This is a genomic window from Methylobacterium sp. D48H (genome assembly GCF_053345715.1).
Genome location: NZ_JBKFAP010000025.1, coordinates 38831 through 53216 on the forward strand (window position 1 = coordinate 38831; position 14386 = coordinate 53216).

At 75.2% G+C, this 14386-nt stretch carries 13 protein-coding genes; 9 read left to right on the forward strand and 4 right to left on the reverse strand.

Translation table 11 applies throughout. The annotated features are described in order from the left end of the window. Nucleotides 1-183 precede the first annotated feature (183 nt). The 7 genes from ACLBX8_RS26285 (at nucleotide 184) to ACLBX8_RS26315 (ending at nucleotide 7472) form a co-directional block, all read left to right on the forward strand. The gene (locus ACLBX8_RS26285; RefSeq protein WP_447700751.1) at nucleotides 184-519 is read left to right on the forward strand and encodes a hypothetical protein; all 336 of its coding nucleotides are present in this window, start codon (nucleotides 184-186) and stop codon (nucleotides 517-519) included. Between the two features lie 67 nt (nucleotides 520-586). Then, nucleotides 587-1453 carry an alpha/beta hydrolase gene (locus tag ACLBX8_RS26290; RefSeq protein WP_082558081.1) on the forward strand — a complete coding sequence of 289 codons (867 nt, stop codon included), beginning with the start codon at nucleotides 587-589 and terminating at the stop codon, nucleotides 1451-1453. A gap of 190 nt (nucleotides 1454-1643) precedes the next feature. Next, nucleotides 1644-3569 carry a sensor histidine kinase gene (locus tag ACLBX8_RS26295; protein WP_447700750.1) on the forward strand — a complete coding sequence of 642 codons (1926 nt, stop codon included), beginning with the start codon at nucleotides 1644-1646 and terminating at the stop codon, nucleotides 3567-3569. Nucleotides 3570-3904: 335 nt separating this feature from the next. After that, entirely contained in the window at nucleotides 3905-4258 is a 354-nt protein-coding gene (locus tag ACLBX8_RS26300) for a hypothetical protein (RefSeq protein ID WP_244435330.1), read from the forward strand. A gap of 212 nt (nucleotides 4259-4470) precedes the next feature. Beyond that, a complete protein-coding gene (locus ACLBX8_RS26305; RefSeq protein WP_020095513.1) occupies nucleotides 4471-5148 on the forward strand; it encodes a carbonic anhydrase in 678 nt (225 codons plus the stop codon). A gap of 2 nt (nucleotides 5149-5150) precedes the next feature. After that, nucleotides 5151-6731, forward strand: a complete 1581-nt coding sequence (locus ACLBX8_RS26310) for a SulP family inorganic anion transporter (protein ID WP_244540042.1) — start codon at nucleotides 5151-5153, stop codon at nucleotides 6729-6731. A 366-nt stretch (nucleotides 6732-7097) separates the two neighbouring features. Further along, nucleotides 7098-7472, forward strand: a complete 375-nt coding sequence (locus tag ACLBX8_RS26315) for a hypothetical protein (RefSeq protein WP_091926290.1) — start codon at nucleotides 7098-7100, stop codon at nucleotides 7470-7472. Between the two features lie 41 nt (nucleotides 7473-7513). Here the strand turns inward: ACLBX8_RS26315 and ACLBX8_RS26320 are convergent, their stop codons facing one another. The 3 genes from ACLBX8_RS26320 to ACLBX8_RS26330 form a co-directional block, all read right to left on the reverse strand. Further along, complete coding sequence (locus tag ACLBX8_RS26320; protein WP_103985046.1) at nucleotides 7514-7729, reverse strand: hypothetical protein; 216 nt, start codon at nucleotides 7727-7729, stop codon at nucleotides 7514-7516. A 165-nt stretch (nucleotides 7730-7894) separates the two neighbouring features. After that, nucleotides 7895-8554, reverse strand: coding sequence for a hypothetical protein (locus tag ACLBX8_RS26325; RefSeq protein ID WP_447716021.1), 660 nt, complete (start codon nucleotides 8552-8554; stop codon nucleotides 7895-7897). A 122-nt stretch (nucleotides 8555-8676) separates the two neighbouring features. Continuing rightward, nucleotides 8677-9771 carry a replication protein RepA gene (locus tag ACLBX8_RS26330; protein ID WP_091677303.1) on the reverse strand — a complete coding sequence of 365 codons (1095 nt, stop codon included), beginning with the start codon at nucleotides 9769-9771 and terminating at the stop codon, nucleotides 8677-8679. An 890-nt stretch (nucleotides 9772-10661) separates the two neighbouring features. Here ACLBX8_RS26330 and ACLBX8_RS26335 point away from each other — a divergent pair. Both ACLBX8_RS26335 and ACLBX8_RS26340 read left to right on the forward strand, forming a co-directional pair. Further along, complete coding sequence (locus ACLBX8_RS26335) at nucleotides 10662-11507, forward strand: TrmH family RNA methyltransferase (protein ID WP_447716022.1); 846 nt, start codon at nucleotides 10662-10664, stop codon at nucleotides 11505-11507. 209 nt (nucleotides 11508-11716) lie between these two features. Continuing rightward, complete coding sequence (locus ACLBX8_RS26340) at nucleotides 11717-11971, forward strand: hypothetical protein (RefSeq protein WP_056531298.1); 255 nt, start codon at nucleotides 11717-11719, stop codon at nucleotides 11969-11971. Nucleotides 11972-12246: 275 nt separating this feature from the next. Here the strand turns inward: ACLBX8_RS26340 and ACLBX8_RS26345 are convergent, their stop codons facing one another. Then, on the reverse strand, nucleotides 12247-14295 hold the full coding sequence (locus ACLBX8_RS26345; RefSeq protein ID WP_447716023.1) for a methyl-accepting chemotaxis protein: 2049 nt from the start codon (nucleotides 14293-14295) through the stop codon (nucleotides 12247-12249). Between the last annotated feature and the right edge of the window lie 91 nt (nucleotides 14296-14386).

Consider the following 14386-nt stretch of genomic DNA (forward strand, 5'->3'; position numbering starts at 1 on the left):
GCGGCCGGCACACCGCCCCTCCCGAATCGGTTTCGGAGGGACGCGGCGTCCGCCGGAGTTCTCGGCCTTCCGGGGATCCAGGGCAATGCCCGGCCCGGCCGGCGCCGCTCCGGAACCGGGACGACGTTCGGGCGTAGCCGCCGGGTAGGGCCCCTTCGGCCCGCTCGTCCCGGAGCCCCGACCATGCGTCCCGGTCCCGCCCCGATCCTCGCCGTCCTCCTGTCGACGCTCCTCTTGCCGACGCTCCTCCTGCCGACGGCTCCGCTGCTGGCCGCCCCGGCCGAGGCCCGCCGGCAGGCCGCGCCCCCTGCCGGGCGACCGCATCACCGCGCGGCCTCCGACATGGACCTGACCCTCGCCCGCATGGCGGCGCGCGACCGGCCGCTCTGGCGGGTCTGGCAGCGGCCCCGGCCCCTCGCCCGCACGGTCGCCCCGGCGACGCGCGAGCGGGTCGCGGCGCCGCCGCTCACGGGCTGGGGCTACGACGGCACCGTCCCGGGTGCCGCGCCCGGCTTCTGAACCGCCTCGACCCGGGCCCGGCCGCCTGCCATGGTGCGGGCGACCGCAGCGGCCCGAGACGGACACGATGGTGCTGGAGTTCCGCCTGGACGATCCGACCCCCGCGGATCCGCGCCGCCGCTGGGACACCCTCGCGCAGGAGGCGCGGGACGCCTGCTACGACAACACCCGCGCGGTGGCCGACAGCGCCGCCCAGGTGGCCGCCCGGGACGCGGCCTCGGCCGCCTATCGGGCGGCGCATCCGGCCGGCCTCGACGTGCCCTACGGCCCCGGCGCCCGCAACGCCCTCGACCTCTACCCGGCGCGGGACGCGGCGGCGCCCTGCCTGGTCTTCATCCACGGGGGCTACTGGCAGCGGGGCGCCCGGGAGCTGTTCGCCTGCTTCGCGGAGGGCCCGAACGCCGCCGGCTGGTCGGTGGCGATGGTCGGCTACACCCTGGCGCCGGAGGCGGGCCTTTCCCGGATCGTGGCGGAGATCGGCGCGGCCCTCGACTGGCTGGCCGCCCACGGGGCCGCGCGCGGGATCCGCGGTCCCCTGATCCTGTCGGGCTGGTCGGCGGGCGGGCTGCTCACCGCGATGCAGCTCGGCCATCCGGCGGTGGCGGCGGGCCTGGCGATCTCCGGCGTCTACGACCTCGCGCCGATCCGCCAGACCTCCCTGGACGCCAAGCTGAGCCTCACCGACGGCGAGATCGAGACCCTGTCGCCCCTGCGGCTCCCGGTGATCGCGAAGCCGCTCTGCATCGCCTACGGCTCCCGCGAACTGCCGGCGCTGATCCACGACGCCCGCAACCTGCACGCCCTGCGGGCGGCGGCCCACGCCCCCGGCTCCCTGCTGCCGGTCCCCGGGGCCGAGCACTTCTCGGTGCTCGACGCCCTGCGCCGGCCGGGCGGGCTCCTGGTCCGGGCGGCCCACGCCCTTCTCGAGGACTGAGGCCCCGGCCGGCAGCCCGGACTGCACCCAGACGCCGGGGGGACGACGGCGTGCAGATTTGCAACTCCCGATAGAAATTCTGCATCGCCGAGGCCCGTTTCCGCCTTGCTGAGGCCTGCCCCGCGTGCTGAGACGGGATCGCGGGCACGATCTCCCTCCACCGGGAGCCGGCCGATCCCAGGGAGATCGGATGCAAGCGGTCGCGCGATCGGAATCCCTTGCGGCGCCCTGCGCCGGCCCCGCGGACCGGGCCGGCCGCCGCGGCGGATGGCGTGACCGGTGGCGCGCGCCGCGGCTGCGCGTCGTGCTGGCCCTGGGTTTCGGCACGCTCGGCTTCCTGACGACCCTGACGCTCGCCGCCCTGGTGAGCCGCGAGGCGACCCGACGGCTCGAGGCGGAGGTCGGCGGCCAGCTCGCCGAGATCGCCGGTCAGATGGCCCGGGGCCTCGATATCGGGATGTTCGAGCGCTGGCGCGACATCCAGATCGCCGCCGCCTCGGACAGTCTGCGCGATCCCGGGACCGGAACGGCCGCCAAGCGCGCCGTGATGGAGCGGCTCCAGGCGACCTACCCGGCCTACTCGATCATCGGGCTGATCGACGCCGACGGGCGCTTCTCCGTCACCAGCACCGGCGCCCTGGAGGGCGCCGACGTCTCCGGCCGCGACTATTTCCGCGGCGGCCGCGCGGGCCCCTACGTGGGCGACGTGCACCCGGCCAAGCTCCTCGAGGCGCTGATGCCCCCGGACGAGGCCGCCGCGCGCGCGGCGTCGCGCGAGCCCCTGCGGCTCCTCGACGTCGCGGCGCCGGTGCGGGCGCCGGACGGCCGCGTCCTCGGGGTGCTGGCCGCCCATCTCGACTGGACCTGGGCGCGCGACATGGCCCGCATCCTCGAGGCTGGCCTCCGGGGCCACCGCCAGGGCGCCGAGATCCTGATCCTGTCCCGCGACGGCACCGTGCTCCTCGGGCCGCCCGCCCTGCAGGGCGCCCCCCTGCCCCGCTCGGTCCTGGCGGGCGGCCGGCCCCTCGATCCGGAGGGCACGAGCCGGGTCGGCCCCTGGCCGGACGACGCCGCGTATCTCAGCGCCCGCGCGTCCACGGCCGGCCACCGCGACTATCCGGGCCTCGGCTGGCAGGTGGTGGTGCGGCAGACGGCCGACCGGGCCCTGACCTCGGTGGCGGCCCTGCGCGGGGGCATCCTGGCGGCGGGCAGCGCGGTGGCCCTCGCGGCGGCGCTGCTCGCGTGGCTGCTCGCGGGCCTGATCGCCCGCCCCCTGCTGGATCTGGCGGTCGCCGCCGAGACCCTGGGCCGCGACCAGCCCCTGCCGACGCTGCCCCGCTCCCTCGTGCGCGAGGGCGCGACGATCGCCGACGCCCTCGCGGCGGCGGCGGACGAGCGGGCCCGGCGCGCCGAGACCCACCGGCTGCTGATCGACGAACTCAATCACCGGGTGAAGAACACCCTCGCCACCGTGCAGGCGATGGCGGCGCAGAGCCTGAAGAATCTGGGCGCCGGCGCGGCGGCCGGGCGCGACGCCTTCGAGGCGCGGCTCCTCGCCCTGTCGCGCGCCCACGACATCCTGACCCGCGAGAGCTGGGCGAGCGCGGATCTGCGCGGCATCGCCGCCCAGGCGGTGCGGCCCTTCCTGGGTCCGGACCCCGCGGGCGGCGATCCGTCGAACCGGGATTCCTCCGGTCGGGAGACTTCGGATCGTGACCCTGCGGACCGGGACGCTCCGGGTGCGAACACCCCGCGCATCACCCTGGACGGCCCCGACCTGCGGCTGCCGCCCGAGGGCGCCCTCGCGCTCACGATGATCCTGCACGAATTGTGCACCAACGCGGTCAAGCACGGCGCCCTGTCGGTTCCGGGCGGGCGGGCCGCGCTGGCCTGGACGGTGGAGGCGGGTCCGGACACCGAGACCCTGCGGCTGACCTGGCGCGAGTGCGGCGGCCCGCCGGTCGTCTCGCCGTCGCGGAGGGGGTTCGGCACCCGCCTGCTCGAGCGGGGCCTCGCCGGAGGCAGGACCGCCAGCCTCACCTACGAGGCCGGCGGCCTCGTCTACGTGGCGGCCAATCCCCTGCCCGCGACGCGTCTCCACACCGGACGGGCCTGACCCCGCTCCGGCCCGGGCGACCGTCGTCCCGACCGCACCCGACAGCGCGCGCGTCCGCGGTGCGAGGGCGGCCGCGCGGCCCTGCGCGCCGCGGACTCGCGCCGGAAGGACACGCTCCGCGCCGTCGGCGCCAGACCTGTCCTTAATCCCGGCCCCTCTCTCAAGATGGACAAAGACGTGCGCGGACGCACACGATAGTACTTACGCCACGGATTAAAGCTTTCGTAGATACAATGTGCCGATGCGCACACGCTATTCCGAAAATGTAGACTAGGGTCGACTTATCGGCAGGGATGCGGTGTCCCTCGCCACAAGTCGAACAGCGAGGAAACGTCATGATCCAGTCCCGCACCCAGTCCCGACATCTCCCGGTTCGCGGCCACGCGGCCGGTCCCGCCTTCGGCCTCGCCCTCGGCCTCGTGGTCGGAATCCTCGGAGCGCCCCTGGCGGCGCAGGCGGGCGAAGGCGGCGGCGGGAGCCGGCAGGCCGCCGGCGGCGGCCACATGAGTTCCTACATCAACGACCCGCACCACGACCCGCGCTCGCTGCACTCGCAGCGCTCCGGGTCCGGGCAGCTCCTCGGGGCGCCGATGATTCACGACAGGGCCGGGGCCACCGTGGCGCGCGGCCAGGTTGTCGACCCGCACTGGGCCTCCGGAACCGCGGAGCGCCGCCGGGTCCGTCGCTGAGACGTCGGAGGCCGGGCCTCCGACGCGACACCCGACGCGACACCCGACACATCACCCGACACCGAGACCCGCCGCCCGGCCCCTCCGGCCGGGCGGAGCCGACGGGAGACCGCTCCGCGCTCCCGTCCCGCGCCGCCGTCCGGCAGGCGCACTCCGGCGCATCGCCCTTCCCCGTTCTCGCCTTCCGGTTCTCCCAGCCTCAGGGACCCTTCATGAACAACCTCATCCAGGGCATCGCCAGCTTCCAGGGCAGCGTCTTCCCCGGCCAGCGGCAGATGTACCAGCAGCTGGTGCGCGACGGTCAGCACCCGAGCGCGCTGATCATCGCCTGCGCGGATTCCAGGGTCTCGCCCGAGCACATCACCCAGGCGGGACCCGGAGACCTGTTCGTCTGCCGCAACGCCGGCAACATCGTGCCCCCGGCCTCCGACGTGGTCGGCGGCGTCTCCTCGGCGATCGAGTACGCCGTGGTGGCCCTCGGCGTGCGCGACATCGTGGTCTGCGGCCACTCGGATTGCGGCGCCATGAAGGGGCTGATGAACCGGGACCTGCTCAAGCGGATGCCCAGCGTCGCCGCCTGGCTGCGCCACGCCGAGGCCGCCGAGCGGATCGTCTGCGAGGCTTATCCGGAGGGGATGGACGCGCAGGCCCGCCACCACGCCCTGGCCCTGGAGAACGTGGTGGTCCAGCTCGCCAACCTGCGCACCCATCCGAGCGTCGCCGCCGCCCTGGCCAAGGGATCCCTGCGGCTGCACGGCTGGTTCTTCGAGATCGAGACCGGTGCCCTCCTGGCCTACGACGGCGCGAGCGGGCAATTCCGGCCGATCGCCGGGGCCGACATGCCCGTGGCGCAGGATTCCTCCGCCAGCAGCCGCCTGCAGGCGGCCTGACCATGCGCGCCCCCGGCCGCCTGACCACGAGCCTGCAGAGCGCCCTCGCCCCGGACGGCGCCGTCCGGGCGAGCCTCGCCCGGGACCTGCCCGCCTCCGTGGTGGTCTTCCTGGTGGCGCTGCCCCTGTGCATGGGCATCGCCATCGCGTCCGGCGTGCCGCCGGAGCGCGGCCTCATCACCGGCATCGTCGGCGGCATCGTGGTCGGCCTCCTCGCCGGCTCGCCGCTCCAGGTCAGCGGGCCCGCCGCCGGGCTCGCCGTGATCGTCTACGGGTTCGTGCAGGCGCACGGTCTCGACGCCCTGGGTCCCGTCCTGGTGGTGGCGGGCCTCGTCCAGCTCGTCGCCGGCGCCCTGCGGGTCGGCGGCTGGTTCCGGGCGATCTCGCCGGCCGTGGTGCACGGCATGCTGGCCGGCATCGGGATCCTGATCGTGCTGGCCCAGATCCACGTCCTGACCGACGCCCTCCCCCGGGCGAGCGGCCTCGACAACCTCGTGGCGATCCCGGCCGCGTTCTTCAACTTCGTCAGCGGCACGGGCGACCGCACCGGGGCCGTGATCGTCGGCGGGATCACCATCGCGGCGATGATCGCCTGGGAGCGGCTGCGCCCGGCGCGGCTCCGGCTCCTGCCCGGGGCGCTCGTCGGCGTGCTGGCGGGCAGCCTCGTGGCGGGATTCGGGGATCTCGCCGTCAAGCGCGTGGCGGTGCCGGAGGCCCTGTTCTCCGGCCTCGCCCTGCCGGCGGCCGAATCCTGGGCGCGCCTCGCCGAGGCCGAGATCCTGATCATGGCCCTGGTCATCGCGGTGATCGCCAGCGCCGAGAGCCTGCTCTCGGCGGCCGCCGTCGACCGGATGCACGACGGCCCCCGCACCCAGTTCAACCGCGAACTCGGCGCGCAGGGCATCGGCAACCTGATCTGCGGGCTCGCCGGCGCGCTGCCGATGACCGGGGTGATCGTGCGCTCCTCGGCCAACGTGCAGGCGGGCGCCGTCAGCCGCGCCGCCACGGTGATGCACGGGACCTGGATCCTGGCGTTCCTGCTGGTGCTGCCCTGGCTGCTGGCCCTGGTGCCGACCGCGAGCCTCGCCGGCATCCTGGTGGTCACCGGCTGGCGGCTGGCGAGCCCGGCCCACGCCCTGCACCTGCAGGCCCGCTACGGCTGGCTGACCGCGGCGATTTGGCTCGCCACGATGGCCACCGTGGTGGCGGTGGACCTGCTCACCGGGGTGCTCACCGGCCTCGCCCTGAGCCTGATCCAGGCCCTGCCAAGCCTGCGCAAGGGACGGCTCCGGATCGAGCACGCGGCGGCCCCCGAAGTGCCCGGCGTGCCGGAGCTGCGCCTGTCGGGGGCGGCGACCTTCCTGCAGCTGCCGAGCCTCACGGCGGCCCTGGAGCGGACCCCCGCGGGCGGCGAGGTCCGCCTCGCCACCGACAACCTCGCGGCCATCGACCACACCTGCCTGGAGATGATCGGCGACTGGGCGAGCCGGCGCAGCGCCGGCGGCAGCCGGATCGCGGTGGTGGGCGGGTCGGGTGTCCCGCACGACCGGCTCGCCGCCGCGGTGGCGGCCCCGGCGCACTGAGGACCCTGGCGCCCTCCGCCGGCGGCGAGACCCGTCGGGCGGAGGGCGCGCCGCCCACCCGGGGCGGTTCGCGGCGACACGGCCCGAACCGACGGCCCGAAACGACGGCACGGAGCCGTTCCCGGCGCGATCGGGAGCGGCTCCGCGCCGCGTCCGCACCCGGTCGCCGGGCCTCCATTCCCGGACGACGGCGGCCCGCCGCGCGGGCCGTCAAGGCTGTCCGCCTCCGGGGAGACGGCGATCTTCAAAACCGGTTAATCCTGAATCTTCGCGCCCCTTTAACGAGCGGGAGGCCAGACTCAGCCTCACGGCAGGTCCGGCCCGCGGGACCGGCCGGCGGAATGGTTCTCGTCAGGAGCTTCGTCGATGATCAGGTTCCTTGCGGCCTCGGCCGCCTGCCTGGTCCTGTGCGGCGCCGCGGCGGCGCAGGACATGCCCGGCCTCGCGACCCTGAGCCCGCCCGACCCGGTGCAACCGGTGGCGGCGAGCCCCGCGCTCCCGGCACCGGACGGCGCGGTCGCGCCGGGATCGCGAGCGGAGGCCGGCCCCGATCCGGTCGCGCTCCGGCCCGCGCCCGGCCGGGTGCCCGTCGGCAGCCTCACCCTCCGCGGCACCGCCGCCGACCCCGCGCAGACGACCGCCAGCCTGAAGGTTCCGGCGACCGGCCCCGGCGCGTCCAAGCCCTGGTGCGCGCAGGAGCGCCGGATCGGCACCGGTCAGGGCTTCTGCCTGGTCAACTGAGCGGCCCCTGATGGGCCAAGCGGCCGGATCGGGCGGCCGGATCAGGAGGCCGCGTAGACGGTGACCTCGTCGAAGGTTCCGCCTTCCGGCGCGTAGTCGAGGGAAGCGACGAGAAGCACCAGCACGGCCGCGCCGACCGCCGTGACGGCGAGGAGCCGCGTGATCAGATCGGCGTGGCCGCGGGCGACGTGGATCAGCGCGCAGCCGAGCATGAAGGCGCAGACCTGCGTGGCCGGCGCGGCGAGCGCCGCGGTCATCGCGCCCGCCCGATCATCCGATCACGGCCGATCCTGTCCATGCACGTCCTCCCCGGCCGGGACGCCGTCTGCCGGCGCGCAGCCAAGCAGATCGCCCGTCGCGGCGCCCCCCCAATATGGGGGAGCCGGCGGGGTCCGGCCTCACGTCTTCGTGACCGGCGCCCCTCAGGCGGGCTCCGGCCCCGGCCATGCCGGGGCGGATCCCGGGATGGATGCCAGGGCGTAGGTGGCCTCGGCGACCCGGTTCAGGGGGCCGCCCGGCCCGGACCGCTTCCACAGGCGCGTGTTGAGGGCCGCCACCGGATCCCGGCCGGGAAGGGTGAAGCCCTGCCCGGCGAGCACCTCCAGGATCTCGGCCGCGTGCAGCGGCCGGCCCGCCCGCGCGATCGCCGCGCAGGCCGCCTGCACCAAGGCCCGGCCGTAGCGGCGGGCGCCGGCGGCGTCCTCCGTGAAGGCGATCGCCGGCGGGATCGGTCCGGCGGCGCCGACGGGACCGGGCGCCCCCGCGGACCGCGCCGCCGGACCGGCCCGCGCGCCCCAGTGCCCGGGGTCCGCGCCCGCCGCGTCGGCAAGCGATCCGGACCGGGCCTCTAGGACGTCCCGTACGTCCCGCCCCCGCGGCGGCTCGTCGGCCGGGTCTCGGCGTGGCCCTGCCGGCGGTTCGGGCTTCGGGGCCGGGTCCGGCCGCGCGTCCGCTCCGCCGGCCGCGAGCCGGCGGCCGAGCTCCTGGTAGAGGACGAGATCGGCGATCTCCCGATCGAGCGCCTCGCGCTGGCGTCGCAGCGCGGCGAGCCGCGCCGCGATCTCGGAATCCGACAGGGCCACGTGATGTTCCTTCCAGGCGGACGGAACACATATCTCATTCCGCGCCATTCAGGGAATAGCCACCGTCACATATTCCGTCAGGCAGCCATTCCCTGAGGGAATGAGAGGCAGCGATCCCTGTTCTATTCCTTGAGGCGCTTCCGTATTCCCTTAGCCGCAGGGCGAGGCGGCACGAGCAGCGTGCTGGGATCGGCCGGGTGCAGGGTCAGCCCGCCGTCGTCGAGCACCAGCGGCAGCCGCGGAAACACCTCGCGCAGATGCGCGAGATCGGCCTTGAACGCCTGGCGGAAGCTGCGGATCGAGGCGTTCTCGGCCCCGAACTGCGCGTGGAGGTTGGCCCAGGTCAGGCGGAGCGGCCGCTGCAGGGACCGCAGGCGGTAGCCGGTCCAGAACAGCAGGTCGAGCTTGCGCGCCGAGCCCGAGAAGGCCCGGGCCGCCCGCAGGTCCACCGGCAGGGCGTGCCGGATCAGGGTCTCGTAGAATTCGGGATCGAAGCGCACCGTGCGGCCGGCCTCGTCGTCCCCCTCCCCGGCGCGGGGGCGCCACAGTTCCAGGCTGCGGAACGGCGGGACGTTGAGGGTGGTCGCGCTGTCGCGCCCGTCCCAGAGGCCGATCTGCATGGAGCAGGCGGCCAGCCGGTTCAGCTGCTCCTTGAACTGGCGGATGGTGCCCCGCTCGCCCCCCGTGACCGCGAAGCCCATCTCCCGCATGAAGCCCGACAGGGTCTCGGCCACCTTCACGGTGGGGCTGCGCTGGCGCACGGCCTCGGTGCAGAGGTGCAGCAGCACCAGCCGGGCCTTCGGGCCGTAGGGCAGCCCCTGGGGCTCGAAGGCGCCGGTCTCTGGGTCCTTGATCCGGCCGGCGATCAGGTTGAGCGAGTTGCGGCCGTAGCTGCGGGAGAATTCCCGCACCGGCCCGGGGTCCCGGTAGGGCAGGCCGCACAGCGCCAGGACCGAGTGGATGTGCTGGAGGCTCGACGGGACGGCCGGCTCGTTCTCGATCACGAGGCGCACCGCGTCGCGGCGGCGCTGGTCGCGGGACAGCCCGGCCCGGCGGCTCTCCTCCTCCCCCAGGAGGGCGGCCTGGGCATCGCGCTCGCGCTGACGGTGCAGGACGTGCTCGACGATCTGCGCGAACAGGAAGCCGCCGCGCGCCGCCTCGATCTCGGCCCGCAGGTCCGGGTCGTGGATCCCGGCGATCTTCTCCTCGATGCTCATCGCCCCTCGGCCCGCGGTACACGGGCCGTCGATCCGCCAGGCGGACGGACGGCCCGATCCTGCCATGCCACGATTCGCCCGCCGCGGCCCCCGTCCGATCGGCCTTGTCCCGGCAATCCACGCTTCCCCGGTCGCGGGGACGCGCCGGAAAGCGGGCCGACACTGCTCCCTTCACGGCCGGCTCCCGGGCCGGCACGCGCAGAGTTCGATACGGGCCCCGCTCCCCCGGCGATCCCACGCAGAGTCCGATACGCGGGACCGCTCGGTGTCCGTCCCCGTTATTCACCGCTCCGGGCCCGGATTCGCGCCGAATCGGATACGCCGCCGCGCAGATTCCGATACGCCGACCGGCCGCCCGGGCGCAGAATCGGATACGCCGCGACGCAGAGTCCGATGCGGGCCGGCGCAGAGTCGAATGCGCGAACGCAGGCCAAGGCCCTGGCACAGATGCGGAATTCGCCACCCCATATAACTTGCTGAACTGACTCTCTGAGAGATTCGTCCAGATAATCTTCCTACTGCGGACCAGCCCGTTCGTTCTGACGAACGACCGTGTCGCGCCCGCACATGCACAGGTCACAAAGGGAATATGAGTTCGTTTTCCACATTCCTACGCGGGAGGACCGTCCCGACTTGACGGGTCGGCGACGGAATCCGGTGCCGTGCCGGCGCGCTCCGTCGGTCGTCCTGGCCCTGGATCCCCGAGGGCTGCCGGCAGTTCCCGGTGTGATGCCGGCTTGACGCGCGCGATGCCGCCCGGTTTCTCGGCTCCTTCCGACAGGGCCCTCAGAGAAGAGCGCGCCGATGCCCCCCTTGCCCGAATTCGTCTGGCCCAGCCTCGCCCGACCCAGCCTCGCCCGACCCAGGGCCCCTTCGCCGATCGCGGCCCGATGACGGATCGCCGCGACGACGCCCGGCCGCCCGGCGGACGCCCCGCCCGGCCCCGCCCGCACGGGCCCCGGCGCCCCGCCCCCCGGTCCGGAGGTCGCCCGGGCGGGGCGTCCCGCCCGTGGGAGGAGGGCGGCGACGGGCCGACCGTGCTCTACGGGTGGCATCCCGTGGTGCAGGCCCTGGGCAACGCCCAGCGCGGCCTGCACCGGCTGCTCGCCACCGAGAACGCGGCCGCGCGGCTGGAGGCCGAGTTCGGCGGCGCCGTGCGGATCGCCCCGGAGCTGGTGCGGCCGAGCGACATCGGCCGCCTGCTCGGCCCGGACGCCGTCCACCAGGGCCTGTACCTGGAGGCCGAGCCCCTGCCCGCGCCCGGCCTCGACGACCTGCCCGCCGACGCGCTGCTGCTGGCGCTCGACCAGATCACGGACCCGCACAATGTCGGGGCGATCGTGCGCACCGCCGCGGCCTTCGGGGTCGCCGGGATCGTCACCACGGCGCGCCACGCGCCGGGCGCCACCGGGGTCCTGGCGAAATCCGCCTCCGGCGGCCTGGAGCACGTGCCCTTCGTGACCGTCCGGAACCTCGCCGAGGCCCTGATCGCCCTGGGCGAGCGCGGCTTCACCCGGGTCGGCCTCGATTCGGACGCGCCCGAGAGCCTCGACGCGCTGACGATCGCGCGGCCGCTGGTGATCGTGCTGGGCGCCGAGGGCAAGGGCCTGCGCGAGCGGACCCGGGGCTGCTGCGACGTCCTGGCCCGGATCCCCTTCTCGGGCGCGATCCGCAGCCTCAACGTCTCGAACGCCGCCGCCATCACCCTCTACGCCCTCGGCCGCGAGAGAGACTGACAAGAGACTGACAGGGGAGCGACAGGAACCCGACGGGGCCGTGACGGACGCGCGACGGGGACGCGGCCGGACCGGCACCCGATCGGTCCCGGCGAGACACGTTCGGAAACACGGAACCGCCACCGGAAGCCCTTCTTCCGCCTAGGCAATCTTCGCAACTTCCCGTAGAATAAGTCGCGAGGGGGGCGTCGTCTCGAGGGCTGCGCCGGATGTTGGACGATGCGTTTACCTACGGCGGCTGGGTCCTCGGCCTGATCGCCGTCGGCGTGTGGATCTGGCTCGCGCGGCGCGCCTTCCCGAGTTTCGAATCCTTCGTGAAGGGCTTCGACGACGAGCTCCAGCTCGGCGCCAGCCCGGAGGAGCGCGCGCGCAGCGCGCGCTGGCGTCAGGTCCGTCAGGCCGCCATGGCCCTGACGGCCGTCGCGGCCCTGTGTCTGTCGATCGGCTTCGCGATTCCCGACTGATTCCCGACCGAGCCGGAAGCCCGGAGGCGATCCGGCCCGGATCCCGCGCTGAAGCCCCGGGGTTCCGGGCGTGCACCGTCCCCGTGCCCTCTCGCGGCCGGCGCGGGGCCTTCGTGGCGGTCGGCGCGTTCGGCCTCGAAGTCCTGGATCGCCGTGCCGCCCAGGGAGCGCGGCGTGTCGTGGCGGCCGCAAGCCCGTCATCGGTTCCCCGGGCCGCCTCGCGCCGAGACGGTTCCCGACTCCGCCAGGGGTCTCGACCCGCCGGAAGCCTCTCTTCAGGCCGCGCGGACCCGGGCCAGGAAGCCTTCGACGGCGCCGCGCAGGTCGCCCGCCTGCCGGGACAGGTCGGCCGCCGCCCGCAGCACCTGGGCGGAGCCCTGGCTCGCCGTGCCGGCCGCCGCGCCGACACCCGCCATGTGGCCCGAGACGCCGCGTGTGTCCTGCGAGGTCTGCGCGGTGGTCCGGGCGATCTCCGCGGTGGCCGCCCCCTGCTGCTCGACCATGGCGGCGATCTCGGCGCCGATCCGCGCGAGGTCGCGGATCACCGCCGTGATGCCGCCGATCGACCGGACCGAGGCCTCGGTCGATCCGGTGATCTCCGCGACCTTGCCGGCGATCTCCTCGGTGGCCCTGGCGGTCTGCTCCGCGAGCGTCTTGACCTCGGCGGCCACCACCGCGAAGCCGCGGCCGGCCTCCCCGGCGCGGGCCGCCTCGATGGTGGCGTTGAGCGCCAGCAGGTTGGTCTGGCCGGCGATCTGCGAGATGATCGCGACGATCTCCCCGATGCTGCCGGCCGCCTGGGCGAGGCGGTGGACTTCCCCGGCCATGCCGTCGGCGCTCCGCGTGGCGTTCGCCGCGAGGTCCGCCGAGGACCCGACCTGCACGCCGATCTCCCGGACCGAGGCGGTGAGCTCCTCGGTGGCCGCCGCCACCGTGTCGGCCGAGCGGGCGGCCGAATCGGCCGACACCGCCACCGCCCGACTCAGATCGGTCGTGTCCTGGGCGGCCCGCGCCATCCCGTGCGCGGAGGCCTCCAGCTGGGCCGCCGCCGCCGAGACGGCCTCGACGATCCCGCCGACCTGGCGCTCGAAGCTGTCGGCGAGGCCGAGGGCGGCCGCGCGCTGGGCCGCCGCGGTCTCGGCGGCGAGCCGCTCCTGCGCGGCCCGGGCCGCCTGGCGCTCGGCGACGCTGTCGCGGAACGCCAGGGCGGCCGCGGCGATCGCCCGGACCTCGCGCGGCCCGCCGGTCGGGATGGTCAGGTCGGCCGTGCCCGCGTCCCGGCCGATCGCGGTCAGCACCCCGGCCATCCGGGAGAGCGGCCGGGCGATGGCCGTGCCGAGCCAGACCGCGAGGCCGGCCGAGAGGGCGAACAGGGCGAGCCCGCCGGCGGCCCAGAGGGCCAGCATCCGCTCGGCGCGGGCGTGCGCCGCCCCCGCGGCCGCCACCAGGTCGGCGGTGAGCCGATCCTCCACGCCCTTGAGGGCGTCGATCCGCTGCGTGGCGAGGCGGAACCACCCCGGCGCGTCGCGGAAGGCCGGGGGCGTCCCCGGCATCGTCTCCTGCACGCCCGCGCGCAGGCGGGCGACCGCGCGGGACGGCTCGGTCGCCTCCGCGGCGTCGAGCAGGCTCGCCTGCCCCGCTTCGGCGCCGGCCCGGAACAGGCCGGCATAGGTCGCCTGGTCGGCCGCGAGGGTCGCGAGGCGGCGGGCGGCCGCGAGGTCGAGGGTGCCGGAGGCGAAGACCGCCGAGGCGGCGGCCCGCTCCTGGCCGGCGGCCTCCTTCAGCGCCAGGAAGGCCGCGTAGGCGTTCGCCCGGGCGGCGAGGCCGGCCTCGTCGATCGCGCCGCCCATGGCCCGCACGAGGCCGAGCCCCTCCCCGATCAGGCCCGTGTAGTAGGCCAGGGCCTGCGGCGGGGCCGCCGTCAGGGTGTCGACCGCCCGGCGCTGCGCGGCCAGCCCGGTCAGCGCCCGCGCGAAGCCCTCACCGCGCGCCTGGAAGACCGGCCCGAAGCCCGTCGCGGCCTTCATGGCCTCGGGAAGCCCGGCGAGGGCCGCGTCGGTGCGCACGCGCTGGGCCGCCAGTTCCGGGCCGAACTGCGCGCCCTTCGCGCCCAGGAACAGGCTCGAGGCGCCGCGCTCCCGCTGGGCCTCGTGCACGAAGGCGCTGATCCGGGAGGCGAGGCCGACCAGGCCCTCCACCCGGCCCATCTCGGCGCGGCGCGCCCACTGGTCCGACACGGCGAGGCCCGCCGCCCCCGCGAAGGCGAGGCACGGGGCGAGCGCCACCGCCAGGATGCGGGCGCGGAGCGAGGCGAGGATCGGCATCGGAAGTTCTGGAACCGTCCGGCGGGAGATGCGCCACCTTCCGGCCAAGTCATAAAGATCCGGTTATGTGGTCGCGCCCATATTCGGCACC

What these genes read in the sequence shown, in the direction of transcription:
- ACLBX8_RS26285 (WP_447700751.1), top strand. Translation starts at nt 184, where the DNA reads ATGCGTCCCGGTCCCGCCCCGATCCTCGCCGTCCTCCTGTCGACGCTC.
- ACLBX8_RS26290 (WP_082558081.1), top strand. Translation starts at nt 587, where the DNA reads ATGGTGCTGGAGTTCCGCCTGGACGATCCGACCCCCGCGGATCCGCGC.
- ACLBX8_RS26295 (WP_447700750.1), top strand. Translation starts at nt 1,644, where the DNA reads ATGCAAGCGGTCGCGCGATCGGAATCCCTTGCGGCGCCCTGCGCCGGC.
- ACLBX8_RS26300 (WP_244435330.1), top strand. Translation starts at nt 3,905, where the DNA reads ATGATCCAGTCCCGCACCCAGTCCCGACATCTCCCGGTTCGCGGCCAC.
- ACLBX8_RS26305 (WP_020095513.1), top strand. Translation starts at nt 4,471, where the DNA reads ATGAACAACCTCATCCAGGGCATCGCCAGCTTCCAGGGCAGCGTCTTC.
- ACLBX8_RS26310 (WP_244540042.1), top strand. Translation starts at nt 5,151, where the DNA reads ATGCGCGCCCCCGGCCGCCTGACCACGAGCCTGCAGAGCGCCCTCGCC.
- ACLBX8_RS26315 (WP_091926290.1), top strand. Translation starts at nt 7,098, where the DNA reads ATGATCAGGTTCCTTGCGGCCTCGGCCGCCTGCCTGGTCCTGTGCGGC.
- ACLBX8_RS26320 (WP_103985046.1), bottom strand. Translation starts at nt 7,729, where the DNA reads ATGACCGCGGCGCTCGCCGCGCCGGCCACGCAGGTCTGCGCCTTCATG.
- ACLBX8_RS26330 (WP_091677303.1), bottom strand. Translation starts at nt 9,771, where the DNA reads ATGAGCATCGAGGAGAAGATCGCCGGGATCCACGACCCGGACCTGCGG.
- ACLBX8_RS26335 (WP_447716022.1), top strand. Translation starts at nt 10,662, where the DNA reads ATGACGGATCGCCGCGACGACGCCCGGCCGCCCGGCGGACGCCCCGCC.
- ACLBX8_RS26340 (WP_056531298.1), top strand. Translation starts at nt 11,717, where the DNA reads ATGTTGGACGATGCGTTTACCTACGGCGGCTGGGTCCTCGGCCTGATC.
- ACLBX8_RS26345 (WP_447716023.1), bottom strand. Translation starts at nt 14,295, where the DNA reads ATGCCGATCCTCGCCTCGCTCCGCGCCCGCATCCTGGCGGTGGCGCTC.